At 64.6% G+C, this 25,664-nt stretch carries 24 protein-coding genes; 10 read left to right on the forward strand and 14 right to left on the reverse strand.

Going from position 1 to position 25,664, the window contains the following annotated elements; all coding sequences use genetic code 11:
• Positions 1–64 precede the first annotated feature (64 nt).
• On the forward strand, positions 65–1,054 hold the full coding sequence (locus CHB96_RS15655) for a peptidase associated/transthyretin-like domain-containing protein (protein WP_089247877.1): 990 nt from the start codon (positions 65–67) through the stop codon (positions 1,052–1,054).
• On the opposite strand, the gene CHB96_RS15660 is transcribed toward CHB96_RS15655, so the two are convergent.
• The 3 genes from CHB96_RS15660 to CHB96_RS15670 all read right to left on the reverse strand — a co-directional run bounded on the left by CHB96_RS15660 (position 1,051) and on the right by CHB96_RS15670 (position 4,648).
• A complete protein-coding gene (locus tag CHB96_RS15660) occupies positions 1,051–2,118 on the reverse strand; it encodes a GGDEF domain-containing protein (RefSeq protein WP_245865737.1) in 1,068 nt (355 codons plus the stop codon). The two genes, CHB96_RS15655 and CHB96_RS15660, sit on opposite strands and share 4 nt — an antisense overlap.
• Positions 2,119–2,189: 71 nt before the next feature.
• Positions 2,190–3,764, reverse strand: coding sequence for an ABC transporter permease (locus CHB96_RS15665; RefSeq protein ID WP_089247768.1), 1,575 nt, complete (start codon positions 3,762–3,764; stop codon positions 2,190–2,192).
• Positions 3,761–4,648, reverse strand: coding sequence for an ABC transporter ATP-binding protein (locus CHB96_RS15670; RefSeq protein ID WP_089247770.1), 888 nt, complete (start codon positions 4,646–4,648; stop codon positions 3,761–3,763). The genes CHB96_RS15665 and CHB96_RS15670 overlap by 4 nt, the downstream gene beginning before the upstream one ends.
• A 43-nt stretch (positions 4,649–4,691) precedes the next feature.
• On the opposite strand from CHB96_RS15670, the gene CHB96_RS15675 reads away from it, so the two are divergent.
• Both CHB96_RS15675 and CHB96_RS15680 read left to right on the forward strand, forming a co-directional pair.
• A complete protein-coding gene (locus CHB96_RS15675; RefSeq protein WP_371829017.1) occupies positions 4,692–6,671 on the forward strand; it encodes a M13 family metallopeptidase in 1,980 nt (659 codons plus the stop codon).
• 79 nt (positions 6,672–6,750) lie between these two features.
• Positions 6,751–8,061, forward strand: coding sequence for a cytochrome P450 (locus CHB96_RS15680; RefSeq protein ID WP_089247774.1), 1,311 nt, complete (start codon positions 6,751–6,753; stop codon positions 8,059–8,061).
• On the opposite strand, the gene CHB96_RS15685 is transcribed toward CHB96_RS15680, so the two are convergent.
• From CHB96_RS15685 to CHB96_RS15715, 7 genes are all read right to left on the reverse strand, one after another.
• The gene (locus tag CHB96_RS15685; protein ID WP_089247776.1) at positions 8,039–9,115 is read right to left on the reverse strand and encodes an ABC transporter ATP-binding protein; all 1,077 of its coding nucleotides are present in this window, start codon (positions 9,113–9,115) and stop codon (positions 8,039–8,041) included. The genes CHB96_RS15680 and CHB96_RS15685 overlap by 23 nt on opposite strands.
• Complete coding sequence (locus CHB96_RS15690) at positions 9,115–10,437, reverse strand: ABC transporter substrate-binding protein (RefSeq protein ID WP_089247778.1); 1,323 nt, start codon at positions 10,435–10,437, stop codon at positions 9,115–9,117. The genes CHB96_RS15685 and CHB96_RS15690 overlap by 1 nt, the downstream gene beginning before the upstream one ends.
• A 32-nt stretch (positions 10,438–10,469) precedes the next feature.
• Positions 10,470–11,357, reverse strand: coding sequence for a carbohydrate ABC transporter permease (locus tag CHB96_RS15695; protein ID WP_089247780.1), 888 nt, complete (start codon positions 11,355–11,357; stop codon positions 10,470–10,472).
• Positions 11,354–12,262: a carbohydrate ABC transporter permease gene (locus tag CHB96_RS15700; RefSeq protein ID WP_089247782.1), complete on the reverse strand. Its 909-nt coding sequence runs from the start codon at positions 12,260–12,262 to the stop codon at positions 11,354–11,356. Before CHB96_RS15700 ends, CHB96_RS15695 begins: the two co-directional genes overlap by 4 nt.
• A gap of 160 nt (positions 12,263–12,422) precedes the next feature.
• Positions 12,423–13,313 (reverse strand): L,D-transpeptidase, encoded by an 891-nt coding sequence (locus CHB96_RS15705; RefSeq protein WP_089247881.1) that lies wholly within the window; start codon positions 13,311–13,313, stop codon positions 12,423–12,425.
• A 114-nt stretch (positions 13,314–13,427) separates the two neighbouring features.
• Complete coding sequence (locus CHB96_RS15710) at positions 13,428–14,021, reverse strand: HdeD family acid-resistance protein (protein ID WP_089247784.1); 594 nt, start codon at positions 14,019–14,021, stop codon at positions 13,428–13,430.
• Positions 14,022–14,067: 46 nt separating this feature from the next.
• Complete coding sequence (locus CHB96_RS15715) at positions 14,068–14,604, reverse strand: DUF6764 family protein (RefSeq protein ID WP_141136494.1); 537 nt, start codon at positions 14,602–14,604, stop codon at positions 14,068–14,070.
• A gap of 152 nt (positions 14,605–14,756) precedes the next feature.
• On the opposite strand from CHB96_RS15715, the gene CHB96_RS15720 reads away from it, so the two are divergent.
• Genes CHB96_RS15720 through CHB96_RS15735 form a run of 4 tightly spaced genes read left to right on the forward strand, consistent with a single transcriptional unit; the run spans position 14,757 to position 17,813 of the window.
• Positions 14,757–15,521, forward strand: a complete 765-nt coding sequence (locus tag CHB96_RS15720; protein WP_089247788.1) for a glycosyltransferase family 2 protein — start codon at positions 14,757–14,759, stop codon at positions 15,519–15,521.
• A complete protein-coding gene (locus CHB96_RS15725; RefSeq protein ID WP_089247790.1) occupies positions 15,518–16,459 on the forward strand; it encodes an acyl-CoA dehydrogenase family protein in 942 nt (313 codons plus the stop codon). The genes CHB96_RS15720 and CHB96_RS15725 overlap by 4 nt, the downstream gene beginning before the upstream one ends.
• On the forward strand, positions 16,453–17,193 hold the full coding sequence (locus tag CHB96_RS30145) for a PIG-L deacetylase family protein (protein WP_089247792.1): 741 nt from the start codon (positions 16,453–16,455) through the stop codon (positions 17,191–17,193). The genes CHB96_RS15725 and CHB96_RS30145 overlap by 7 nt, the downstream gene beginning before the upstream one ends.
• Complete coding sequence (locus tag CHB96_RS15735; RefSeq protein WP_245865740.1) at positions 17,190–17,813, forward strand: class I SAM-dependent methyltransferase; 624 nt, start codon at positions 17,190–17,192, stop codon at positions 17,811–17,813. The genes CHB96_RS30145 and CHB96_RS15735 overlap by 4 nt, the downstream gene beginning before the upstream one ends.
• Here the strand turns inward: CHB96_RS15735 and CHB96_RS15740 are convergent.
• Positions 17,791–18,816: a zinc-binding metallopeptidase family protein gene (locus CHB96_RS15740; protein ID WP_089247796.1), complete on the reverse strand. Its 1,026-nt coding sequence runs from the start codon at positions 18,814–18,816 to the stop codon at positions 17,791–17,793. The genes CHB96_RS15735 and CHB96_RS15740 overlap by 23 nt on opposite strands.
• A 214-nt stretch (positions 18,817–19,030) precedes the next feature.
• On the opposite strand from CHB96_RS15740, the gene nhaA reads away from it, so the two are divergent.
• Positions 19,031–20,890, forward strand: coding sequence for a Na+/H+ antiporter NhaA (gene nhaA, locus CHB96_RS15745; RefSeq protein ID WP_089247798.1), 1,860 nt, complete (start codon positions 19,031–19,033; stop codon positions 20,888–20,890).
• A 28-nt stretch (positions 20,891–20,918) separates the two neighbouring features.
• Here the strand turns inward: nhaA and CHB96_RS15750 are convergent, their stop codons facing one another.
• From CHB96_RS15750 to CHB96_RS29405, 3 genes are all read right to left on the reverse strand, one after another.
• Positions 20,919–22,001 (reverse strand): DNA polymerase domain-containing protein, encoded by a 1,083-nt coding sequence (locus CHB96_RS15750; protein WP_089247800.1) that lies wholly within the window; start codon positions 21,999–22,001, stop codon positions 20,919–20,921.
• A complete protein-coding gene (locus CHB96_RS15755; protein WP_089247802.1) occupies positions 22,001–23,044 on the reverse strand; it encodes an ATP-dependent DNA ligase in 1,044 nt (347 codons plus the stop codon). The genes CHB96_RS15750 and CHB96_RS15755 overlap by 1 nt, the downstream gene beginning before the upstream one ends.
• Positions 23,045–23,107: 63 nt before the next feature.
• A complete protein-coding gene (locus tag CHB96_RS29405) occupies positions 23,108–23,329 on the reverse strand; it encodes a hypothetical protein (RefSeq protein ID WP_141136495.1) in 222 nt (73 codons plus the stop codon).
• 114 nt (positions 23,330–23,443) lie between these two features.
• Between CHB96_RS29405 and lppU the strand changes: the two genes are divergently transcribed.
• Both lppU and CHB96_RS15765 read left to right on the forward strand, forming a co-directional pair.
• Positions 23,444–24,058 (forward strand): LppU family putative lipoprotein, encoded by a 615-nt coding sequence (lppU, locus tag CHB96_RS15760; RefSeq protein WP_089247804.1) that lies wholly within the window; start codon positions 23,444–23,446, stop codon positions 24,056–24,058.
• 6 nt (positions 24,059–24,064) lie between these two features.
• A complete protein-coding gene (locus CHB96_RS15765) occupies positions 24,065–25,513 on the forward strand; it encodes an MFS transporter (protein WP_089247806.1) in 1,449 nt (482 codons plus the stop codon).
• Positions 25,514–25,664 lie beyond the last annotated feature (151 nt).

Here is a 25,664-nt window from a genome sequence, read left to right on the forward strand (position 1 = left end):
ACTCCCAGCCGACTCACAGGCTTGTCCCAGCATCACCGGAGGGACGGCCGTGAGAATCGTCGGCATGAACAAAGATGTCGAACTCAGCCGCAAGCGGGTCAGCCGTCGACGCGCAATGGCACTCGGCGGTGGCGTGAGCCTCGCCGGCCTCGTCGCAGCGTGCACGGGCAATTCGAGCACCACCACAGCGACCACCACCACGACGGCAGCTGCGGGAACCACCGGCTCCTCCGAGGACGCTTTCCTCACCCTGCTGAACCAGGCCCCTCAGTGCCTGATGACGACCGAGGAAACACAGGGCCCGTACTGGTTCGACGTCGACTCCATCCGTAGCGACATCCGCGAAGACCGTCCGGGCACCACGTTCGAGCTGGCGCTGCGCGTCCAGGATCTCGACAACTGCGCAGCCGACGGCACCGCGAACGTCATCAGCAACGCGGTCGTCGAGATCTGGCACTGCGATGCAGGCGGTGTCTATTCGGGCTTCGAATCCGGATCGACCGCCGCCGACATCAGCGGTAACGGCGCACCGGGTGGCATGGGCGCCCCTCCCGAAGGCGGCATGGGCACACCTCCCGAAGGCGGCATGGGCGAACCGCCCGCAGGCGGCCCAGGTGAAGGCGGCCCCGGAGGCCCAGGTGGAGACGGCGGCGGAATGGGCGGTTCCGGCGAGACGTCCGACGGCTCGTACAGCGTCGGCGATTCCGAGTCGACGACGACCGACGACGGCACGTACCTGCGCGGCGCCCAGACCACCGACGGGAACGGCATCGCGAAGTTCACGACCGTGTTCCCTGGCTGGTACGTGAGCCGCACGACGCACATCCACCTCAAGGTGCACATCGACAAGAAGACCGTCCTGACGTCGCAGCTGTTCTTCGACGACGCCACCAAGGCCGAGATCTACGCGACGTCGCCCTACTCCGATCACGCGGGCTGGGAGAGCAACACACAGAACTCTGACGACAACATCTACGACGACACCGGCCTCGTCGTCGTGCAGAAGAGCGGCGACGGCTACATCGGAGCCGTCAATCTCGGCATATCCGTCTAGTCGGGACTTCTCACCGCGGCGACGACCACCTGGTTGCCGCCGCGGTGTTTGGCCTCGTACATGGCCACGTCGGCACGCCTGAGCAGACGCGTCACCGTCGTCACGCTGTCGCCGTCGACGCACTGTGCATGCGCGACGCCGATGCTCACGGTGAGCGGCGAGACATCGTGCGGCGAAAACAGCCGCGCACGAAGCCATTCCGCCACCGAGACGGCTCGGTCCGCGGACACCTGCACGACGAGTGCGAACTCTTCGCCTCCGGTGCGCGCGACGAGGACGTCGTCGACGAGGAGTCGTTGCGCGATCAGTTGCAGTGCCAGGTCACCGCCTTCGTGTCCGTAGCGGTCGTTGATCTGTTTGAAGCGGTCGACGTCGATCACCATGACCGCGACTTCGGCGTCGGACGCGAGAAAGCGCGGGAGATCCGCGTCGAGACCACGCCTGTTGCGTAGACCGGTGAGGGGATCGAGAAGAGCACCGTGCGCGTCGAGCCGCAGGCTGAGCAGCACGGACTGCAGGAACACCGGCGTCGAGAACATGACCGGTAGCAGCACGACCAGTTGCGAGACGGCCAGTCCGTGATCGAACGTAGGCGACCCGAGAATGAGTAGGAACATCGTCGCGACCGTGCCGGCCGACCAGGCCAGATGCGCGAGCAGAACTTTCGGGCTGTGGAACACCTGCACGTAGACGCCCGTCGCCGCCAGCAACGTACACCCAGGGAACGACATCTGAATCGACCCGTACGACAGCAGAGCGAGCGTCGTACCGACGTCCGCGTAGACCACGAACAGCAGGCTGAGACGTTCCGGTGGCCACGGTCCGCGCAGCCACAGCGTGCCGACGACGAACGATGTCGCAGTACCGAGCAGAATGATCGCACCCGCAGCCGTCGACGTCGGGGGCACCGATGTCAGATACGTGGTGATCGCGGCGAGCCCGTAACAGATGCAGCACACACCGACGACGATGCGGTACGCCGCGAGTGCGCCGTGGGATTCGAAATATCGGATCATCCAGCCGTAGCTGTACGACTGGCGCCACCATCTACGCAGAAACGTCACCCGGTGCGCCTTCCACGCCGTTACTTCGCCGACCAAACCACCTGGTCGCTTTTCGGGCACTCTACAGCCAGTCAGCCACGCAGGTCCCGTCGACGGAAAGCCGAGATTCCGACGACGACCATGAGCAGCGCGAACGAGACCAACCACAGCAAGGGTGCCGCGGACACGTGCCCTCCGGGCACGTGCGGCAGATGTGTGAACGGCGACAGGTCGAGCACCGCCTGCGGTAGACCGATCACCGTTCCGACCTGCCCGAGCAGCACACAGCCGGCGAGTACCGCCCAGATCGCCGTCGACCACGCGGGCACCACACCGAACAGGACGACGGCCACGCCGACGAGAACCCACACCGCTGGGAGCTGAACCAACGCTGCAGCCAGCACCCCCGGTAGAACCGACCCCACATCGCCGACGCCCATGCCGTACGACAGGCCGGCAGCCAACCCGACAACCAGCATCGCCGAGGCCGATCCCAGAATCGCGAATGCCAGATGGCTCGCGAGCCACCGCACCTTCCCCACACTCGCCGACACGATCCATTCGGCGTGCGCGTCCTCTTCCTCGGTGTGCGCGCGCAACACAGCCGACAGCGCGTAGGCCGTCGCACCGATGCCGATGATGCTGATCATCGCGGCGATGTAGGACTCGACGAGCGAAGTACCACCGAAATCCGCCAACGCATCCGTGACGGCCTGGCTGCTTCCCAGCTGTTCACCGACGCTGTCTGCTGCACTGCCGAGGATCAGTGCGAACAATCCGAGTCCGAGCGTCCACGCCACGAGCACTCCGCGATGCTGACGCCACGCGAGGGCGAACACTCCGTCGAGAGCAGCGGGCGCCGAGGCGCGACCGAGACGATCGGCGACGAGGCCTGCACCGACGTCGCGACGCCGCGCGAGTACTACCGATCCCGCGATCGTCGCGGCTGCCAGGATCATCGAGGGCACGAGCACCCACCACCGCTCGTCGGCGAACGGTCTCAGCTGGGCGGACCAGCCGATCGGTGACAGCCACGACAGCGTGCCGGACCCTGCGTCGCCGATCGCGCGAAGTACGTATGACACGGCGAGAACGGCGAGTGCGTACCCCCGAGCGAGCCGCGCAGTCGATCCGACCTGGGCAGCGACCGCCGCGACGCCGGCGAAGACCGTTCCGACCGCGGCGATGGCCGCACCGAACGCGACACTGCCCACGGCAGCGAACCCGGCCGCCAGCAGCGACACCGTCGCAACGATCGCCGTCGTCACGACTGCACCGATCGTCACCACGAGCGCTGCTGCGAGACCCGCGTGATGCCCGACGGCCGTGGCACCGATCAGTTCGGTACGACCGGCATCCTCCTCGGCCCGGGTATGCCGGACGATCGTCAGAATCGCAGCAAGCGGTACGAGCGTGAGAAGAAGTCCTGCACGCCACGTGACGAGCGCGCCGAGATCGCTGCCGAAGATCGGCGCCACCAACGCCAACTCGGCCGGGGTGTGCAGGGTCGCCTCGTAGAAGGCCTCCCGATCGGCCGCCGTCGGATACAGCCCTTCGAAACTGACCGCGTAGAGAAGCGGAACGAGTCCCATCGCCAGAATCCACAGCGGCGCGACGACACGATCCCGGCGCAGGAACAGGCGAATCAATCGGCCCGTGCCGGTCACGATCCGCCGCCGTAGTACCGCAGAAACAGATCCTCCAGCGTCGGCGGGGAACTGACGAGGCTGGTGATGCCTGCGTCGGCGAGTACGTGCATCAGTTTCGGTAGATCGGCCGAATCGACGCGGCAGGACACCTTGTTGCCCTCGATGCGCACGTCGTCGACACCCGGAAGCGACTCGATACCGTCGGGCATGCGCTGCACTTCGGCAGTCACCGTGGTCCGACTCAAGTGCCGCATGTCGGCGAGCGAACCACTGTCGACGGTCCGGCCGTCGCGGATGATCGTGACGCGTTCACACAGTTTCTCGACCTCGGACAGAATGTGCGACGACAACAGCACCGTCGCACCTCGCGCCGACGCGTCGGACACGCAGTCGTCGAAGACCTGTTCCATCAGAGGATCGAGACCGGACGTCGGCTCGTCGAGCAGAATCAGTTCCGCGTTCGACGAAAATGCCGCTACCAGAGCAACTTTCTGCCGATTTCCCTTCGAGTAGGTGCGCGCTTTCTTCCGGGGATCGAGTGCGAACCTGTCGATCAAGGCGGCGCGCTTGTCCGCATCGATTCCCCCGCGCATGCGGCCCAGCAGGTCGATCACCTCGCCGCCGGTGAGCGACGGCCACAGCGTGACATCGCCTGGTACGTACGCGATGCGTCGATGCAGTGCGACGGCGTCGGTCCACGGGTCACCGCCCAGCAGCCTCGCCTCGCCCGACGTGGCACGGATGAGCCCGAGCAGGATTCGCAGCGTCGTCGACTTGCCTGCGCCGTTGGGACCGAGGAAGCCGTGCACCTCTCCCGCGTCGACGCGCAGTTCCAGTCCGTCGAGCGCCAGGACCTGGCCGAACGACTTCTTCAGATCGTGTACCTCGATCACGGAACTCATGGCTCTCCCGTCGCATCGAACGCGCTCTGAAAAGAGTGTAAAGATGGGGTGCATGACTACGTTGGATTCGGGACGGGTGAATTCGGGCATCGACCTCAGCTTCAAGGACGACAGCACACGGGCTCAGGACGACCTGTTCGTGCACGTCAACGGTAAATGGCTCGACGAGTACGCCATTCCGGCGGACCGGGCGGTCGACGGCGCATTCAGGACCCTGTACGACAGGGCGGAAGAAGATGTCAGGACGATCATCCAGGAAGCCGCCGCGTCGAATCCGCCGGTCGGCACCGACGCGCAGAAGATCGGCGACCTCTACTCGAGCTTCCTCGACGCCGACGCTGTCGAGGAAGCCGGCCTGACGCCGATCGCGAGCGAGCTGGCGGCCGTCGCGGACGCTGGGGATCTCGTCACGCTCGCCGAGGTGCTCGGGTCGCTGCAGCGCGCAGGCGTCGGTGGTTCGATCGGCCACTACGTCGACACCGATGCCAAGAACTCGTCGCGGTACCTCGTCCACTTCTCTCAGTCCGGAATCGGACTGCCCGACGAGTCGTACTACCGCGAGGACAACTACGCGCAGATCCGTGAGGCGTACGTCGCGCACATCGCGAAGATGTTCTCCCTCGCCGGCGTGACGTACGACGCGCAGCGCGTGTTCGATCTCGAGAAGAAACTCGCCGCGGGTCACTGGGACGTCGTTGCGCGTCGGGACGCGGAGAAGAGCTACAACCTGGTCGACTTCGACACACTCGTGCAGAACGAGCCCGGATTCAATTGGACCGCTTGGATTTCCGGCCTCGGCGGCACCACCGAACAGTTCGCGGAGATCGTCGTCCGCCAGCCACCGTTCCTGAGCACGTTCACGGGATTGTGGGTGTCCGCGGACATCGAGGACTGGAAGGCATGGCTCACTTGGCGCATCGTGCACTCGCGCGCCCCGTACCTCACTGCGGCAATCGTCGACGAGAACTTCGAGTTCTACGGAAAGACGTTGAGCGGCACCGAGGAAAACCGCGAGCGGTGGAAGCGCGGCGTCTCGCTGGTGCAGGATCTTCTGGGTGAGGCCGTCGGCAAGCAGTACGTCGAGCGTCACTTCCCTGCCGACGCGAAAGCTCGGATGCAGGTGCTCGTCGCGAATCTCTCCGAGGCATACCGTCGTAACATCACCGATCTCGACTGGATGAGCCCCGAGACGCGTCAGCGCGCGCTCGAGAAGCTCGACAAGTTCACACCGAAGATCGGCTACCCGGATCGCTGGCGCGACTACTCGGCGATCGAGATCGATGCGAGCGACCTGGTGGGCAACTACCGACGCGGCTACATCGCCGAATACCAGCGAGATCTGAACAAGCTGGGCGGACCGGTCGATCGCGACGAATGGTTCATGACGCCGCAGACCGTCAACGCGTACTACAACCCGGGAATGAACGAAATCGTCTTTCCCGCAGCGATTCTGCAGCCACCGTTCTTCGACGCCGATGCCGACGACGCCGCCAACTACGGCGGAATCGGAGCCGTCATCGGTCACGAGATCGGACACGGATTCGACGACCAGGGCGCCAAGTACGACGGAGACGGCAACCTGATCGATTGGTGGACCGACTCGGATCGCACCGAATTCGGCAAGCGCACAACGGCATTGATCGAGCAGTACAACGAGTTCGAACCCAAGGCTCTCCCGGGCCACAAGGTCAACGGACAGTTCACGATCGGTGAGAACATCGGCGATCTCGGTGGCCTGTCCATCGCCATCGCCGCATACGACATCGCTTTGGAAGGCAAGGACGCTCCGGTGCTCGACGGACTGACCGGTCTGCAGCGGGTGTTCTTCGGCTGGTCACAGGTATGGCGGACCAAGGCACGTGACGAGGAGGCGATCCGCCGCCTGGCGGTCGACCCGCACTCGCCGCCCGAGTTCCGCTGCAACGGCGTCGTACGCAATCTGGACAGTTTTCACGAAGCGTTCGACGTGAAGCCGGGAGACGCGCTGTACTTGGATCCGGAGGAGCGCGTGCGTATTTGGTAGGCGCCTTCGGCGCACGTGCACGAAAATACATATCAGGCTATGTATTTTCGTGCACATGCCCGACGGGGGAGGGAGAGGGATGAAGCAGAGAATCCGCTGGCTCGCGGGGCACGGGGTGGTGCGCTACGGAGCCAAAAAGGCGGCTCAGCACGGCGATCCGCAGGCCATGTTGGTCGCCGATCCCGCGACCAGGGCCGATCCGCGGGCGGTGTTCGAGCGCATCCGCGCGTCCGGGCCGCTGGTGCGCACTCGATTGGCGCACATCAGCGTCGACCACCGCGTCGTGCACGAGTTGCTGCGATCGGAGGACTTCCGCGTCACGCAGCTCGGCGCCAATCTGCCTGCTCCGCTGCGGTACATCGAGAAGAAGACCCGCGGCACCGCGCTGCATCCTCTGAAGCCGCCGTCGCTGCTGTCGGTCGAGCCACCCGAGCACACGCGCTACCGCAAACTGGTGTCGTCCGTCTTCACTCCGCGCGCTGTCGGGCGGATGCGAGAGATGGTGCAGCACAAAGCGAACAGCCTGCTCGACGAGCTACTCGCGGGTGCCCCCGAAGTCGATATAGTGGACAAGTACTGCAGCCAGTTGCCGGTTGCCGTCATCAGCAGCATTCTCGGCGTACCCGACGACGACCGGCAGCAGGTACTCGAATTCGGCGAGATGGCCGCACCGAGCCTCGACATCGGCCTGTCGTGGGAACAGTTCAACCGCGTCGAGGATGGCCTGGAGAAGTTCGACGCGTGGCTCGCCGGTCACCTCGCCGAACTGCGCCGCAGCCCCGGTGACGACCTGATGAGCCAGCTCATTCGCGCAGAGGACGACGGCGTCGGCCTGAACGACGCGGAGCTCCGCGCGACGGCGGGGCTGGTTCTCGCAGCCGGGTTCGAGACGACCGTCAATCTGCTCGGCAGTGGAATCCGGTTGCTCCTCGACAATCCCGATCAGCTCGAAATCCTGAAACACGATCCCACGCTGTGGCCGGGAGCCGTCGACGAGATGCTTCGCCTCGAATCCCCTGTGCAACTCACCGCGCGTCTGGCCAAGCGCGACATGACGATCGAGGGAATCGAATTGGAGCAAGGCGATCTGGTCGTCCTCGTGCTCGCAGGCGCCAACCGCGACCCCGCCGTGTTCGACGACCCCTATCGCTTCGACGTCACCCGCGCCAACGCGGGCAAGCATCTGTCGTTTTCCGGTGGACGGCACTACTGCCTCGGCGCGTCATTGGCGAAAGCCGAGGCCGAGGTGGGCTTGAAGACCTTGTTCGACAGATTCCCTCACCTGCAGTCCGCAGGCGAGGGCATCCGTCGCGACACCCGAGTCCTGCACGGCTGGGCGTCGCTTCCGGTGGACCTGGGAGAACCGGCTACAGCCGGTCACCCGTCGTAGTCGAGAAGAAGTACACCTCGTCGAGCTTGGGGACGAGCCGGATCGTCTGTGCCAGACCGATGGACAGCTTGCGATCCACTCGAACGGCGACGCGGCCGGACTGTGTGCTCCAGCCCGAGCCGAGCGGCGGCGCGCCGTAGACGAAGGACTCGGCGCCGAGCTCTTCGATCAGCTCGACCGTCGCTGTCACCGCTCCGACACCCTCGCCGACGAGATCCCAACCCTCCGGCCGTATTCCGACGGTCACGCGATCTTCTGCGGTCTGCGGAACCGGGATTCGCACATCGCCGACGACGGCAGCACCCTCGACGACGGGTGCATCGATCAGGTTCATGCCGGGTGAGCCGATGAAGCCCGCGACGAACGTGTTGACAGGATTGTCGTACAGCTCACGCGGAGAGGCGATCTGCTGCAGTTTGCCTGCCTGGAGAACCGCGACGCGGTCCCCCATCGTCATGGCCTCGACCTGATCGTGCGTCACGTAGACCGTCGTCGTGCCGAGGCGCTTCTGCAGTCCGGCGATCTGTGCGCGAGTACTGACGCGCAACTTCGCATCCAGATTGGACAATGGCTCGTCCATGCAGAACACCTTGGGCTGACGGACGATCGCGCGCCCCATCGCCACCCGCTGCCGCTGACCACCGGACAACTTGCCGGGCTTGCGATTCAGCAGCGGTTCCAGTTCGAGCATCTTCGCCGCCTCGAGAACACGAGCTGCGGTGTCGTACTTGCTCATTCCGGCGTTGCGCAGTGCGAATCCCATATTGTCCCCGACGGTCATGTTCGGGTACAGCGCGTAGTTCTGGAACACCATCGCGACGTCGCGCTCGCGCGGCGCGAGCGACGTGACATCGACGCCGCCGATGTCGATGTGGCCGCTCTCGACCGATTCGAGTCCCGCGAGCATGCGCAGCGACGTCGACTTGCCGCACCCCGACGGGCCGACGAGGACGATGAATTCCCCGTCGGCGATGTCGAGTTCGAGGGAGTCGACAGCGAGCGCATCCGCACCCGGGTATCGGTGCGAGACGCTCGAGTAATGTACGCCTGCCATTACGCCGGGAGGTTCGGGGTGATCTGGCGGTCGATGATCTGCTGCAGCTGATCCTGGACGCTTGCGAATGTGGTTGCGACGTCGGCGTTCTGCAGAGCGATCTGCTCGAGTCCGGTGCCGATGATCTTGTCACCGCCGGGAACGAACACGCGTGCGTAGTCCTGCGAACGCGTCCGCGCGAGCTGGTCGACAGCCGTCTTGGCGTTGGGGTTCGCCGCGAGGAACTCGATCTCGCTCGGATCTTCCTGCGCCGACTTGCGGACCGGCATGTAGCCCGTGTTCTGCGAGAAGTAGGCCGTGCTGGACGCATTGGTGAAGAAGTCGATGAACTTGAGCGCGTTGACCTTACGCTCCTCCGAGATCTTCGACGGGATGGCGAGGCCTGCTCCGCCCGTCGGGCATCCGGGTTGTCCGTCGGTAGCCGGCAGGAATGCGGTACCGAACTCGAACGACGCATTCTGCGTGATACCGGACAGGTCGCCGGTGGAGGCGATGGTCGAGGCGATGATGCCCGCGCCGAAGTCGTTCGCGATGTCGTTGGAGACGTTGGCGTACTTCTTGGTGTGGATCATGTCCTTCAGGAACTGACCTGCCGCAATTGTATTGGGGTCGTTGAACTTCAAGTCGAAGCCGTCGGAGTAGGCACCACCGAACGTCCAGATCGGACCCTCGAACGTCCACCCGAGGTAATCGACCGCGTTGCCCCAGCCGTGGGCGAGCTTGCCGTTTCCGACGACGGCCTGGATGCGCGGGCCCCACTCGTCGAATTCCTGCCACGTGGCCGGGCCACGGTCCGGCAGTCCTGCGGCGGCCCATACCTCTTTGTTGTAGTAGAACAGCGGGGTCGAGCGGGCATACGGAAGGGCCCAGTGGTTGCCGTTCCAGTCGTAGTCGGCGAGAAGGGAATCGACGTAGTCGCTTGAATCGACACCGGCTGCGTCGAAGTGCTGGTCGAGCGGTTCGATGGCGCCGGTCAGAGCGAAGTTGAACCACCAGACGTCGGACAGCACGACGACGTCGGGCACATCGTTGCCGGACAACGACGCGTTGAACTTCTGCGCGACCTCTTCGTAGTTCTTGCCACCGTCGATGAGATTGACCGTCAGGCCGGGGTTCTCGGCCTGGAAGCGCGAGATGAGTTCCTTCTCGAACTCCTGCGACTTGCCGGGGTGGCTCGACCAGAAGTTGATGGTGCTCGCGTCGCCACCCGATGCCTCGGATCCGGACGAGCTGGTTCCTGGGCTGCTGCACGCAGCAAGGGCAGCGCCTGCGGCCAGAGTGCCGGTGAGCGTGAGGAATCCGCGGCGATTGATGTTAGCCATGAGTGTTCTTTCTCTTCAGGGAGTGAAGCGGATCAGCCTTTGACCGCACCGGAGGTGAGGCCCTTGATCATGTGGCGTTGCAAGGCAAGGAAAACGATGAGGATGGGCAGGATCGTCAGTACCGTCGCGGCCATGACTGCGCCCCAGTTGGTGTAGCCCTCGCTGTTCTGCAGCAGCGTGAGACCGACGGGTAGCGGCGCGACGGACGAGTCGTCGGACATCAGGAACGGCCAGAGGTATTCGTTCCACTCGTTGACGATGGTGATGATCGCGAACGCCACCATCGTCGGCCCCGACAGCGGAAGCACGACCCGGAACAGCAATCGGAACGGGCCTGCCCCGTCCATCCGCGCGGCTTCGATGATCTCGGCGGGCAGCGACAGGAAGTGGTTGCGCATCAAGAACGTTCCGAACGCGACACCGGCCAAAGGAATGATGATGCCTTGGAACGTGTTTCGCCACCCCAGCTCGGAGATCAACGAGTAGTTCGAGATCACGGTGATCTGGTTGGGCACCATCAGTGCGGCGATGATGACGAGGAAGACGACGTTCTTGCCCGGGAACCGCAGGAACACGAGTCCGTACGCGCTGAGAACACCGAGAACGAACTTGATCGACGCGATCGCGCTCGTGATGATCAGCGAGTTGCGCAGGTACGTGAAGAACGGCACTTCGGTCGTCGCCTCCGAGTAGTTCTCGGGGCGGAACGAACTCGGCCACCACGTGACCGGCTGGACGTAGATGTCGCCGCGTTCCTTGAACGACGTCATCAGAATCCAGAACAGTGGAAGCCCGATCATGATCAGTACCAACACCATTGCGATGTAGCCGAACACAGTCGACAGCCTGCGACTGCGCTGAGGATCCCGCGGCTGTGCGCGGGCGGTGTCCTCGTGTTCCTTCTTCATGGTGATGGTCATCGCTGATCGTCCCGATCCATGATGCGAACCTGCACGAGCGTGATGATCAGCAGGATGACGAACATGATCGTCGCCACCGTCGCGCCGTAGCCGGCTCGGAAGTTACGGAAAGTTTCCTCGTATACCTGGAACACCATCGTGGTGGTGCCGTTGCCGAGCGGGCCGCCGCGCGTCATCACGTTGATGATGTCGAAGACCTGCAGCGAGTTGAGAAGCACGGTGATCGACAGGAAGAACGTCGTCGGACGCAGTTGCGGCAGAAGGACTTTACGGAATGTGGTCCACTTCGAGGCGCGGTCGATCTCGGCGGCTTCCATCAGTTCCTTGCGCGTGCCCTGGAGAGCGGCGAGGTAGATGACGAACGTGTAGCCGAGGTTCTTCCACAGGTAGGTCACCGTCACCATGAACAGCGCCCAGTTCGGATCCTGGTAGAAGTCCGGCGACGTCAGGCCGACCCTCTGCAGGAGGTCCTGCACGAGACCGAAATTCGGGTCGAACACGAACTGGAACGCGATACCGATCGCGGCGCCGGAGATGACGAACGGAGCGAACACCGCGGAACGGACGAAGTTGCGGCCGCGCAGCTTTCGGTCCAGAAGCATGGCGAGGATCAGGCCCAGCACGAGGCTTCCGACGACCGCGGCGACCGTGAAGATGACGGTGTTGGACACGATGGTCCACGTGTCGTCGCGCGAGAACCATTCCCGATAGTTCGCGAGTCCGATGAAAGTCGATGTGGGAGAGGACAAGTTCCAGTCGTAGAAAGAGAACTGGAAGTTCTCGACGAGTGGCCGGTAGGTGAACACGGCCAGCAGCACGAGGTTGGGGCCGAGAAGGATCAGGAAGAGCGCATAGTCACTCCACGGTCTGCCGAAGAAACTCCTTCGGCGTGCTGTGGGCAGCACTCGTTCCGTTGTTGTACTCACTGCGGGGACTGTGCTCAGCCATTGTGAACGGTCGTTGAACCACTCGGAAATTCAGCAGTAAGTTGAAGCCAAAACCTGCTCCATGTGCACGGAAATACATAGCCCTCTATGGATTTCCGTGCACGTGCGACGAAGTCGCCTACCGGTTCCAGTCGCCCAGACCGTCAGCGCCGCTGAGCGTGCCGCCTGCGGTGTTCGAGACGACGACCGGGTCACCCTTCTGCGAGTTCTCGAAGAACCACTGGCCGTCCTCGGTGCTGACGTTGAGGCAGCCGTGGCTGACGTTCTCGTATCCCTGCGAATCGACGGACCACGGCGCGGCGTGGACGAAGATGCCGCTGTAGGAGATGCGCGTCGCGTATTCGACGTACGTGCGGTAGCCCTCGGGTGAGTCGACCGGGACGCCGTACGTGGAAGAGTCCATGTACATGTCGCGGAACTTCTCGCCGACGATGTAGGTGCCGTTCGGGGTCTCGTGCCCCGGTTTGCCGAACGACGTCGGCATCGTGCGCACCACCTCGCCGTTGCGCGTGACGGTGATGGTCTTGGTGGCGTCGTCGGCGGTGGTGATGAACGAGTCACCCGTCGAGAAGTCCGCGCGTGCGCCACCCGCTTCGACGGTCACCGACGTGTGCGCCGGGTAGAACTCGTTGGGCAGCCAGCGGACCTGTGTGTCGTTGATCCAGTAGAAGTGGCCGTCGACTGCAGGCGACGTGGTCACCCGAATCGCACGTTCGGCTGCGCCGCGATCGCCGATGGCCTCGTTGAACCGAATTGCGATCGGCTGCGCCACGCCGACGACCTCACCCGAGTTGGGTGTGATCGACGGATCGGAGAAATTCGCGGGTGCGAGACGCTGCAACGGAGACTCGGGCGCAGGGACCGGCAGGGCCGGATCGGACGAACCGGGGAATCCAGGCACCTCGGGACCGCCGGGCCACAACGGGGCGGCCTGAGCGGGCGCGGCGAGTGCGACGGCAGCGGACGCGGCGACCGCAACCAGTGCGATCCGCGAGACGAAAGACTTCATGATGTTCTTCAGTTCCATTCTTCTCGTGCGTACGGCCCAGTGACACCACAGGCAAGCGAAACCAACTGCCATTAACACACACGTGGCAGTGAATTGCTAATCGATTCGCCGGGTCTAGGTGATCCCGGCTTTCTTGGCCGCCGAACGCACCTGGAATGCGGAGATCACGAACAGAAGACCGAACACGATCGCGAACACGCCGACGAGCCACACGATGCTCAGAATGCCGCTGACCGGGAAGAACACGAGCACGAGGCCGAACAGCAACTCGATCGCACCGGCGACGAGGAGCAGAACCCAATGCGTCGTACTATCCAATGCGCGAAGCCGGAAAGACCCGACTATTTCGAGAATTCCACCGATAATCGCCCAGATTCCGATGACGAATACCGCTGCGAGCGCCGTTATCTCCGGCCAGACAAAGGCGACGATTCCGGCACCCAGCGACACGATTCCACCGAGCAACCACCAGACCCATCCCGGCTGCACGTGGCGCGCCCGGATCGACCGGACGATGGCCGAGATACCGTCGACGACGGCGTAAGCACCGAACACGACGACGATCGCCCAGACCGTGACCGCAGGCCACACCAGCGCGACGACGCCGAACACGATGGCCAGGATGCCGCGGAGCAGCACCGCCCACCACAGATCCTTGCCTATACGGAGAAGAGCTTCTTCGTTGTTCGACAGCTTTGGATCGGTCATTTCGCTGGCTCCACTCCGTGCGTTGACATCGGTAAACCCACCTTCTCTAGGGCAGAGCGACTACAGAACTCCAGGACGTGATTCCGTCGGACAGACAGACCTGCCCGGTCGTGACATTGACTGCGAGGCCGGCGCCCGCGTTGCAGAGCACGCCCTCCTCGACGGTGCCGACGAAGGTCTGACCTCGTTCGAGAGACACCGCGAGAGCGATCGCACCCGGATCCGGCGAGACGATGGACACCGAATCACGGCCCGTCGACACTGCGCCGACGCGTCCGGACACCGTTTCCGCCGCAGCGACACCACCCGATGACGCCAGCCCGAACGCCCCGCCTGCCAGGTCGGCGCGAGCGAATGCCACCGCGTCGACCGCTCGGGCGTAGGCGCTGGACGTGTCGTCGATTCGAACACCGCACGCGGAGGTGCCGTCCACCGACACCGTGTCCGTGCCGGGCGCCGGCGTACAGGACAGATCCGCCGCCGTTGCCGTGCCCGACGACAGCAGTGTCGCCGCGATCCCCAGCGCAGCAGCCGAGCCGATCAGCGCGATCGTCCGCCCGATGTCCCCACCGATCCCCACCACGTCGAACCCTCCCCGCTCCTCCGACGGCGAAACCCCTCGGGTTTGGATTCTGCCACTACAGGGGAAGTCGTACGGGTTCTACGAGATCCTCGGACGAAACCCGTCGAGCAGCCGGCGGTCCCACCCTTGCCGACCTGGGTTCGGATGCCGACATGCCGGTCGCCTCCTCGACTCCGGGCCCCACGTGGTCGGCCGCGCAGAGCGGACGTACGGCGTTGATCGATTTCCCGACAGATGTACGACGGGCTGTTGTCGTCGTGCCGGTTCACGACGAAGAAGACCTGCTACAGGCGTGTCTGGGCGCCCTCGGCGAGGCGCAATGTCACCTCGAGAGCATCGATGTGCAGACGGTCGTCGTACTCGATTCGTGTTCCGACCGGTCCGAGTCCATCGCTGTCCGCTGGGCCCGCGAGCACAGTGCGCGGTCGGTGATCTCGGTCGCGATGCGCAACGTCGGGGCCGCTCGGGCGGCGGGTTTCGCAGCCCAGGACGGCGCTCCCGACACGTGGTTCGCGACGACGGACGCCGACAGCGTGACGCGTCCCGATTGGTTGGCGTCACAAATCGCGCATGCCCGACGCGGCGCCGGTGCCGTCGCCGGGACGGTCCGCGTGGATCTCGACGCGCTGCCGGAGTCGATGGCCGCGGCGTACCGGTCCAGCTATCACGACCGCCCTGGTCATCGCCATGTTCACGGCGCCAACCTCGGTGTGCGCGCCGACGCGTACCGACGCATCGGCGGCTTCGCGCCACTGGCCACCGACGAGGACGTCGACCTGATCCGACGACTGGAGAAGGCCCGTGTTCCGGTGGTCTACGCGTGTGACTCACCGGTCTCGACGTCGAATCGACTGCACGGGCGAGCGCCCGACGGTTTCGCTGCACATCTTCTGTCTCTGGACGAGGCGGCTCGATGACTGTCGACGCCCGCCTCCGACGATGGATCGACGATGGGGCACTGCCGCTGCCCGGTTCGGGCCGAACCGAGGAACGCTGGCGCAGACTGGCCGCGCTGAGCCGCGAGGACACCGTTCTCGGCAGGCTCGCCGAGGCGCATTCCGACGCGCTCGCGATACTCGTCGAACTCGGAGGACCTGCACCAGGACCGGGCCGAATCTGGGGAGTGTGGGCGGCAGAGCCACCGTCACCGGTTCTCGACGCCTTCCCCACTGCCGAGGGCTGGACACTGACCGGCGTGAAGCCGTGGTGCTCGGGAGCGAACCTGTGCACCGACGCGTTGGTGACGGCCCGCGTCGGGGATCGTCGGAGGCTGTTCGCCGTCGACGTGACGCAGGACGCGTGCACTCCCATTCCGGACACGTGGCACGCAGTGGGCATGGCGGACAGCGATTCCGGGCACGTACGGTTCGACCACGCGACGGCACATCCGGTCGGTGAACCGGGCGCGTACATCGAACGTCCCGGCTTCTGGCACGGTGCCATCGCCGTGGCCGCATGCTGGTACGGAAGTGCATGCGGTGTCGCCGACACGCTGCATGCCGCAATGCGATCGGGTTCCGACGCGCATGCCGCCGCCCACCTCGGTGCCGTCGCCGCCGGGCTGCGTGCGGCGTCGAGCTCCTTGAAAGTCGCTGCAGCCGAGATTGATTCGGATCCACTCGACGAGACCGGCCGCGGTCGTTTTCGTGCGCGAGAAGTCCGAGCGATCGTCGAGGCTGCAGCGTCGGACTGCATCGATCGCGTCGGACGCGCTCTCGGCGCATCACCGTTGTGTGCGAACGCCGAGCATGCCCGACGCGTCGCAGACCTGACCGTCTACCTTCGACAGAGTCACGCCGAAAAAGACCTCGCCGCACTCGGCGAGGACGTCGCCAAGGAGGACAACCCATGGTAGACAACAGCTTCGATGGAAGTGAGGCAGGCACACCCGAATCCGTATGGCACGCATGGGATCGCACGTTCCCGCCACTCGATCTCACACCGTGCCGCGAATTGGTCGTCGTTGCACCGCATCCCGACGACGAGATACTCGGCGTCGGCGGGCTGATGGCCGTCGCGTCAGCTGCGGGTGTTCCTGTGACCATCGTGGCCGTCACCGACGGCGGCGGCTCGCACGAAGGTTCGCCCACACTGTCGAAGGAACAGCTGATCGCCGAGCGGCCCGAAGAGTCGCGTCGGGCATTGGAGAAGCTGTCCGTGCAGGCAGATCCGATCCGCCTCGGCATCGGCGACGGCGCCGTCGCCGATCGGGAGGACGACATCGCCGACGCACTGGCGGACATTGCCGGTTCGGGGGCCTGGTGCCTGACGACATGGCGAGGCGATCGGCACCCCGATCACGAGGCCACCGCCCGCGCGTGCTGGAAAGTAGCTTCGCGCACTGGGATTCGAGTCGTCGAATATCCGGTGTGGATGTGGCACTGGGCGAAGCCGGACCATCCGGACGTGCCGTGGGAACGGGCACGCGCCGTCGCGCTCGACCCACACATACAGTCCGCGAAACACGCTGCGGTACAGGAGTTTCGGACGCAGATCGCCCCACTGTCGGACCACCCGGCCGACCGAGCGGTACTGCCTCCCCACGTTCTCGACCGATTGCTCCGACCGTACGAGGTGGTGTTCGCGTGAGTGTGCAACCGGAGTACTTCGACGGCGTGTACGCCGAGGGCGACGATCCGTTCGGACTCGGTACCAGCTGGTACGAGGACCGAAAGTACTCGATCACGATGGCATCGCTGCCCCGCCCGAGATACCGTCGCGCACTCGAACCCGGTTGTTCGGTAGGGATTCTCACCGAACGGTTGGCCGAGCGATGTGATGCGGTGGTCTCGACGGACGTCGTCGAGCCGCCGTTGCTGACCGCCCGAGCCCGAGTCACATCGCCCCACGTGACGTTCGTGACGTGGTCGCTCACCGACGAATGGGACAGTGAGCCCTTTGATCTGATCGTGCTCAGCGAAGTGGGCTACTACCTTGACGAACCCGATCTACGACGCGCTCTCGACGCGGCCGTCGCGCATCTCGAACCCGATGGGACGCTCGTCGCCGTGCACTGGCGCCATCCGGTGGCGGACTATCCGCTCACCGGCGACCAGGTGCACGGCGTCGTCGCCGATACCGTCGGGCTCTCGCGACTCGGCGGATACGTGGACGAAGACTTCGTGCTGGAAGTCTTCGCTGCATCCGCCGAGCGCCCGGCGTCGATCGCGCGTGGTGAGGGGCTCGTCAGAGAGCACTCGGCGCGATGAGCTGGTGCACGAAGCGCATCTTCTCCATGACCGTCGGCGGCAGCACGAACGGGTAGAGATCCTGGTGGCCCATCGACCTGTTGATCTGGTTGAGCGACCACGACAACGGCAGCCACCATTCGATGATCTGCTCGTACCCGACGTCGCCCGGTAGCGGACTGTCGAGCGTCGATCCGGCAGGGGCCATTCCGAACGCCGCAGCGGTGTCGAGGGTGTCGCGGATGTGGAGGTAGTGCGCGAACGTCTCGGCCCAGTCCTCGGCGGGATGCATCGTCGCGTACGACGACACGTAGTCGTCCTCCCAGTTCTCGGGGGCCCCTTCGTTGTAGTGGCGGTCCAGCGAGGCTTGGTAATCGGTGTCCGGATCGCCGAACAGTTCCTCGAACCGGCCACGGTGCTCACCCGTTCCGACGAGCACCATCTGGTAGTAGTGGCCGATCTCGTGCCGGAAATGTCCGACGAGTGTTCGGTACGGCTCGGCCATCGACACACGCAACTGCTCGCGGTGGACGTCGTCGCCCTCTGCCAGGTCGAGTGTCACCAGGCCGTTGGCGTGACCGGTCATCACCTGCTGCGTGGCGCTCGACAACAGGTCGAACGCCAGCCCGGTCTCGGGGTCCTCGTCGCGACCGACGATGGGCAACCCGAGCTCGGTGAGTTCGAGGACGACGCGTCGTTTGTTGGTCTCGGCGTCGGCGTACGCAGCCATCGCGTCGAGATCCTCGTCGGCGGGTCGCGTCCGCGTCAGCCTGCAGGACACGCACAGATCCGTCGCGTCGGTCGTGTCGACGAGCCAGTTGCATCGGGCAGTGTCCAGGTTGGCGCAGATTCGCCAGGTGGTGCCGTCGACGTCGACCTCCGCCGATCCGTCGTCGGCCTTGTCCGGCAGCACGAGCATCGCTCGCGACGGCAGATGGAAGCCGAGTGCGCTCTGGCAACTCAGACACAGCGAATTCTCGAAGGACAGCTTCTGACCACATTTGCGGCAGATCAAATCACGCATGTTCTCTTGACTTTCGTTCGCCGACCTCGCGCCGACCCTGCGCCGACGCATGAACAAGACCCACCTACCGATCTATGCTGTCCTGCGAATACATACAGGCAGCCCCGCAGACGATACCGACGTGGAAGCAATTCGGAGCGGTGACGGTTGGGTTGTCTGCGCGGGTTTTCCCGGACTGCACCGAAACGAAACCGATCGAGGGGAACCGTCACCGATGGCAGACATGACACCGACGATGTCCCCGGTTCGCAGGCTCGCCCAGCGGCTCAGCGAATCACGTGGCGCCAAGAACAGTGAAACTTTGGCCGCCGCATTTCTGCTCGCCGCGACGCTGCTGGCGTTGCTGTGGGCCAACTCGCCCTTCGGCGACACCTACGACACCTTCTGGCACACCGAACTGTCGATCTCGATCGGCAATCATGGAATTGCACTCGACCTCGCGCACTGGGTCAACGACGGTCTGATGGCGTTGTTCTTCTTCGTCGTCGGCCTCGAGGTCAAACGTGAATTCGCGATGGGTGAGCTGACCGATCGCTCCCGTGCGAGCATTCCGATCGTCGCCGCTCTCGCCGGCCTTGCAGTGCCTGCCGTGTTGTTCTTGCTGCTCAACCCGTCCGGTGAAGCCGCGGGCGCGTGGGGCGTCGTCATCTCGACCGACACCGCGTTCGTTCTGGGCGCTCTCGCCGTCGTCGGGCCGAAGAAAGCAGCGCGGCTGCGGATCTTCCTGCTGACGCTCGCCGTCGCGGACGACGTCGGGGCACTGGCCATCATCGCCTTCTTCTACACCGACAATCTCGAGATCGGCGCGCTTGCACTGGCATTCGTCGGGCTGGCCGTCATCGCACTGCTCCGCAAGCTCCAAGTGTGGCGCGGCATAAGCTATTTCGTCGTCTCGATCGCGACGTGGGTCGCCTTCTACGAATCCGGAGTTCACCCGACGCTCGCAGGCGTCATGATCGCGCTGATCCTGCCGGTCTACCCGCCGCGCCGCCGCGAGGTCGAACGCGCTGCCGACCTGACTCGCGCATTTCGCCAATCACCCAATCCCGAATACGCACGTGCCGCCCGGCTCGGGCTCGATCAGGCAGTCTCGGTGAACGAACGGCTGATGCGCCTGTATCAGCCGTACACGGCGTTCATCATCGTGCCGATCTTCGCGTTGGCCAATGCAGGCGTCGCACTGAGCGGCGAGACACTCCGAGCGGCCGCCACATCGCCGCTCACGTGGGGCATCGTCGTCGGCCTCGTACTCGGCAAGTTGATCGGCATCACCGGTGCATCGGCGATCTTCGCCAGGATTCGACCCGACGCACTCGCACCCGGACTCACGTTGTCGCACATCGCAGGTGGCGCCGCACTGTCCGGAATCGGGTTCACGATCTCACTGTTCATCGTCGACCTCGCGCTCGACGACGAGCTACTCGCCGACGAGGCCAGAGTGGGCGTCCTCGCCGCGTCCGTGATCGCGGCAGCACTCGGATGGATCCTGTTCCGCATCGACGAGCGTGTCCATCCACCGCGGAAAGACGTCTCGCACAAGATCCTTCGACCCGTCGACAAAAAGCGCGACCACATCCGCGGACCCGTCGACGCACCGCTGACGTTGGTCGAGTACGGCGATTTCGAATGCCCGTTCTGCAGCAAGGCCACCGGCAGCATCCGCGAGGTGCGCGCGTACTTCGGCGACGACGTGCGCTACGTCTTCCGCCACCTGCCGCTCGACGACTATCACCCGCACGCACGGTACGCCGCTCAGGCCAGCGAAGCCGCAGCGGCACAAGGGAAGTTCTGGGAGATGGCCGACGTGTTGTTCGCCAACAGCGACGCGCTCGAGCCCGACGACATCGACAGGTACGCCGAGGAACTCGGCTTGGACATGGACAAGTTCGAGGAAGATCTCCGCACGGGCGACTACATCGTGCGCGTCGAGGACGACGAGCTCGACGCGAGATCCAGCGACGTGGAGGGCACTCCGACGTTCTACCTCGGCACCGGAGACAAGAACCTCATCCGACACACCGGGCCGTACGACGCGGCCTCCTTGATCCGGGAACTGGAAGCCCGTCGTGAGTGAAAATACATAGCGCTCTATACATTTTCACTCACGAGCGGCGGTTGCCCTCCTCGTCCCAATGCTCGGCAACCTTCTTCGACGGCTGAACCCGCGGAGGCTCACCGGGCATCTTGGGATAGTCGGGCGGAAAGTTGAGCTCTCCGCCCGGCAACGTCTCCCACAAGTTCAGAAGCGGTTCGAGGGAATAGGATTCGCCGTCCATGTTCTCCCACGGATCCCCGTCGGCCAGGTAGTCGGGGACGGTGACGATGTTGTAGTCACGGGGATTGGTGACGTCCGCCAACTGCGCCCACGACATCGGCGTACTGACCGGCGCTCCCGGCCGAGCGCGAAGCGACCACGCACTCGCGATGGTCCGGTCTCGGTTGTTCTGGTTGAAGTCGAGGAAGATACGTTCTCCGCGTTCCTCTTTCCACCAGTTGGTGGTGACCCCGTCGTCGCGACGTTCGAGTTCTCGTCCGAGCCCGATGGCCGCGTGCCGCACCTGCTCGAACGTGTACTCCGGCCGAATACGAACGTAGATGTGAATTCCGCGGTTGCCGCTTGTCTTCGGATAGCCCTTCAGTCCAAGCTCTTCCAGCAATTCTTTGGTCACACCGGCCACGCGCTGCGCGTCGGCGAACGTGGTTCCGGGTTGAGGGTCCAGATCCAGACGCAGTTCGTCGGGCTTGTCGACGTCGGAGCGCCGAACGGGCCACGGATGGAACGTCAACGTGCCCATCTGAGCGGCCCAGACCAGAGCCGCGGACTCGCTGGGGCAGAGTTCTTCCGCGGTGCGACGAGAGGGGAACGTGATCTTCACGGTCTCGATCCACTCGGGCGCCCCCTTGGGCAGCCGCTTCTGATAGAAACCGTCGCCGTCCTTGTCCTGCGGGCCGACGGCAAGTCGCATGCCGTCGCGGTAGCCGTCGGGCCACCGTTCCATGGCCGTGGGCCGATCACCGATGGTGCGTATCAACGGTTCACCGATCGCGGCGAAGTATTCGCACACCTGCAGTTTGGTGATCTCGGGAGTGCGCTCTGTGGCCTCGTAGATGACGCGGTCCGGGCTCGAAACCCGAACCTCACGTCCACCGGCCTCGACGAATGCAGGCGGGGTCTTGGCGGCCACTAGTTGCCTCCCGCAATCACATCGGCGACGTCGTAGCTGGCCGGCACTTCCAATTGGTCGTAGGTGCACGACGTCGGCTCGCGGTCCGGCCGCCATCGCAGGAATCTCGCGGCGTGCCGCAACCGTTCACCTTCCATCTGGTCGTACGCAACCTCGACGACGCGTTCGATCCGCAGCGGCACCCAGCTTCGATCCTTGTTCGACGTCCACCGATTCGGTTCCCCGGACTTCGGGTCCTCGCCCGTGCGCAGCGGCTGCAGTTCTTCGAGCAGTTCGACGCGTCGCTTGTCGGTGAATGCCGAAGCGCCGCCGATCATTCGGAGTTGGTCACCGTCGTACAAGCCGAGGAGCAGCGAACCGATTCCGTTGCCGGACTTGTGCACTCGATATCCGATCAGCGCACAATCCGCGGTGCGTGCGTGCTTGACCTTGATCATCTCGCGTTTGTTCGGCAGGTACACCCCACCGAGCTTCTTCGCGACGACGCCGTCCAGCCCCGCTCCTTCGAACTGCTCCAACCAGAGCTCGCCGGTGGCCGCGTCGTCGGTCGCGCTGGTGACCTGGCACCGGTCTCCACCGGCGGCCGCGTCGAGCATGCGCCTGCGACGTTCCTCGAACGGCGAGTCCATCAGATCCGTCGACCCGAGCGCCAGCAGGTCGAACGCGACGAACATCGACGGCGTCTTCTCCGCCAGCATCTTCACCCGACTGTCGGCGGGATGAATGCGCTCGGACAACGCGTCCCAGTCGAGACGCGTGCGACCGTCGATCTCGCGAGGTACGACGATCTCGCCGTCGACCACGATGCGTTCGGGAAGCTCACGCTTGATGCTGTCGACCAGTTCGGGGAAATAACGGGACAGGTCCTTGCCGCCGCGAGAGCCGAGAATCACCTCGTCACCGTCGCGGAAGACGATCGCCCGGAACCCGTCCCACTTGGGCTCGTACGACCACTCGGCCGGTCCGTCCTCCGGCTGCGCGGGTACCGCTTTCGCCGCTTTGGCGAGCATCGGTTGCAGGGGCCATTCGACAGGTAGGTCCACGACGTCAATAGTGCCCCATGAGGATGACCGCGTCGGTGCGAACGAGAGCAGAAGGACTCTCGCCTACGATCGACGGATCTGAGTCTTGCTCGATTGATCCAGTGCCCGTTGCAGTTCGATGATCTGTCGATGCTGTTTCTTCAAGGCGTTCAGGAGGTTGAAAAATGCCATGAAGAGCATGAGACCTGCTACCCACAACCACTGTGTGAGCACGACGACCATTGCAATCGCCCCGGCTAGACACAATCCACCGACATAAAGGTCCAGCTTCACATCCCTGGTCATGCCCGGCACTCTAAGCGAACAGCGTCGAACCGGCGGTAGGACCTCGGTGATGCTTCCGGGCGATTCGTCGGATATTTTTGTTGCACCCGTCAACGAAACAGCGAGGAACGATCGATGACACCCTTCGGCCGAACGCTACGTGGTGCTTTCGTCGCCGCATCCGCTTGTGCGCTGCTGGTTCTCACCGGCTGCGGGTCCGACATCACACCCCGCGCGATCCCGGCCGACGACCTGGGCGCCATCTCGACATCGACGTCGAGCACCACGTCGGCGAGACCGAGCACACCTCCTGGGCAGCAGGGCGAGGACACCGGCGGCGACGTCGATATCGACGTGGAGATCGGCGACTGCGTCGAACTCGGTGGAACCATGACCGACGCGACGATCGACAACGCGACGTGCGGCAGCCCCGAGTCCAACTACAAGGTCATCGCGAAGGTACCGACAGGCGACGAATGCTCCCTCGACGCCGACCAGTACTACTACGAGACGTACGGCGGCATCGAGCAGGGCGCACTGTGCCTTGACGTCGACTGGGTGGTCGACGGGTGCATGGAGCTGTCGGGCGACGACCCGCTGCGCGCCGATTGCACCAGCCCCGGCGTCAATACGGTCCGGGTCGTCGAGATCCTGCCGAACACCACCGACGTCAACGAATGTCCAGACCCGGCGTCCAGCGGCTACGCGTACACCGAACGCAACTTCATGGTCTGCGTCGAAGAGCTGTAGGCCGGTGTGAGCAGCGACGTGTCGGTCCCACTGGCTTCCGCACGAGGACGCTGGATCGTCGCTGCCACTGTGCTGGGGTCGTCGCTTGCGATGCTCGATGCGACCGTCGTCAACGTCGCCCTGCCCGCGATCGCCCGTGACCTCGGGTCCGGTGTGGCCGGGCTGCAGTGGACGCTCAGTGGCTACACGCTGAGTCTGGCGTCGTTGATCCTGCTGGGTGGGGCGCTCGGCGACCGGCTCGGGCGTCGGAAGGTGTTCGTCTGGGGCACCGTATGGTTCGCGCTCGCGTCGGTTCTGTGTGGACTCGCGCCGACCGTCGAGGTCCTCGTCGCCGCGCGCGTGCTTCAAGGCGTCGGAGCGGCACTGCTGACCCCGGGAAGCCTTGCGCTGATCTCCGCGTCCATCCGCGAGGACGATCGCGGCGCGGCCATCGGCGCGTGGTCGGGGCTCGGCGGGGTGGCGTCGGCGATCGGTCCGTTGCTCGGCGGCTGGCTCGTCGAGGTCGCGGGATGGCGATCGGTGTTCCTGCTCAACATTCCGCTGGCCGTCGCCGTCGTCTGGGTCGCCGTGAAACACGTTCCGGAGAGCCGTGATCGGAATGCCGAGGGCCGCCTCGACATCGCGGGCGCTGCCGTCGTCGCCGTCGCGCTCGGACTTCTCACGTACGGATTCATCGGCTCGTCCTGGATCGTCGTCGGTCTCGGGGTGCTGGGCGTCGCCCTGTTCTTCGTCGTCGAAGCCAGGTCCAGAACCCCGCTCGTTCCGCCGTCGTTGTTCTCGTCCCGCGTCTTCCTGGCAGCGAATCTGGTGACGCTCGCGGTGTACGCGGCGTTGGGCGGCGTGTTCTTCCTTCTCGTGCTGCAACTGCAGCTGGCACTCGACTACTCGCCGATCGCCGCAGGCATCGCGACGCTGCCGATCACGGTGCTGATGTTGGTGTTGTCGGCGCGGATGGGCCGCATCGCGCAACGCATCGGCCCGCGCATCCCCCTGACGGTCGGCCCGCTCGTCGCCGCGGCGGGACTTGTTCTGATGCTGCGGATCACCCCTGGCGCGTCGTACATCGGTGGCGTCCTGCCTGCCGTCGTCGTGTTCGGTCTCGGCCTGTCGATCCTGGTCGCGCCCCTCACGGGCGCAGTTCTGGGAGCCGTTTCGACCGATCGCGCCGGAATCGCGTCCGGCGTCAACAACGCCGTCGCACGAACCAGCCAGCTCCTGGCCGTCGCCGCACTGCCAGGTCTCGCCGGAATCACGGGCATCGACGACGACGACCCGGCCGTCTTCTCCGATGGATTCCAGACCGCGATGATCATCTGCGCAGTGCTTCTCGTCGTCGGCGCAGCGATAGCCGCCATCATGATCCGCGGCGACCGTAGGTCCGACCCGGAGTCGATCGACTGCCGTGCGCACTGCGATATGTCGTCGCCGGCCGTGAGTCCGCGCGAGCAGGTTTAGGGTCGGGGGTGACCAGCATTAGGCTTGAACGCGGATGACAGCCCTTATCCGAACAGAGGTCAGGAGAGTCATGTCGACCGAGAACGAGTCACCGGACGTCAAGCCGCGGAGTCGCGATGTCACCGACGGCCTGGAGAAGACCGCTGCCCGA

The sequence above is a fragment of the Rhodococcoides kyotonense genome (genome assembly GCF_900188125.1).
GTDB lineage: Bacteria > Actinomycetota > Actinomycetes > Mycobacteriales > Mycobacteriaceae > Rhodococcoides > Rhodococcoides kyotonense.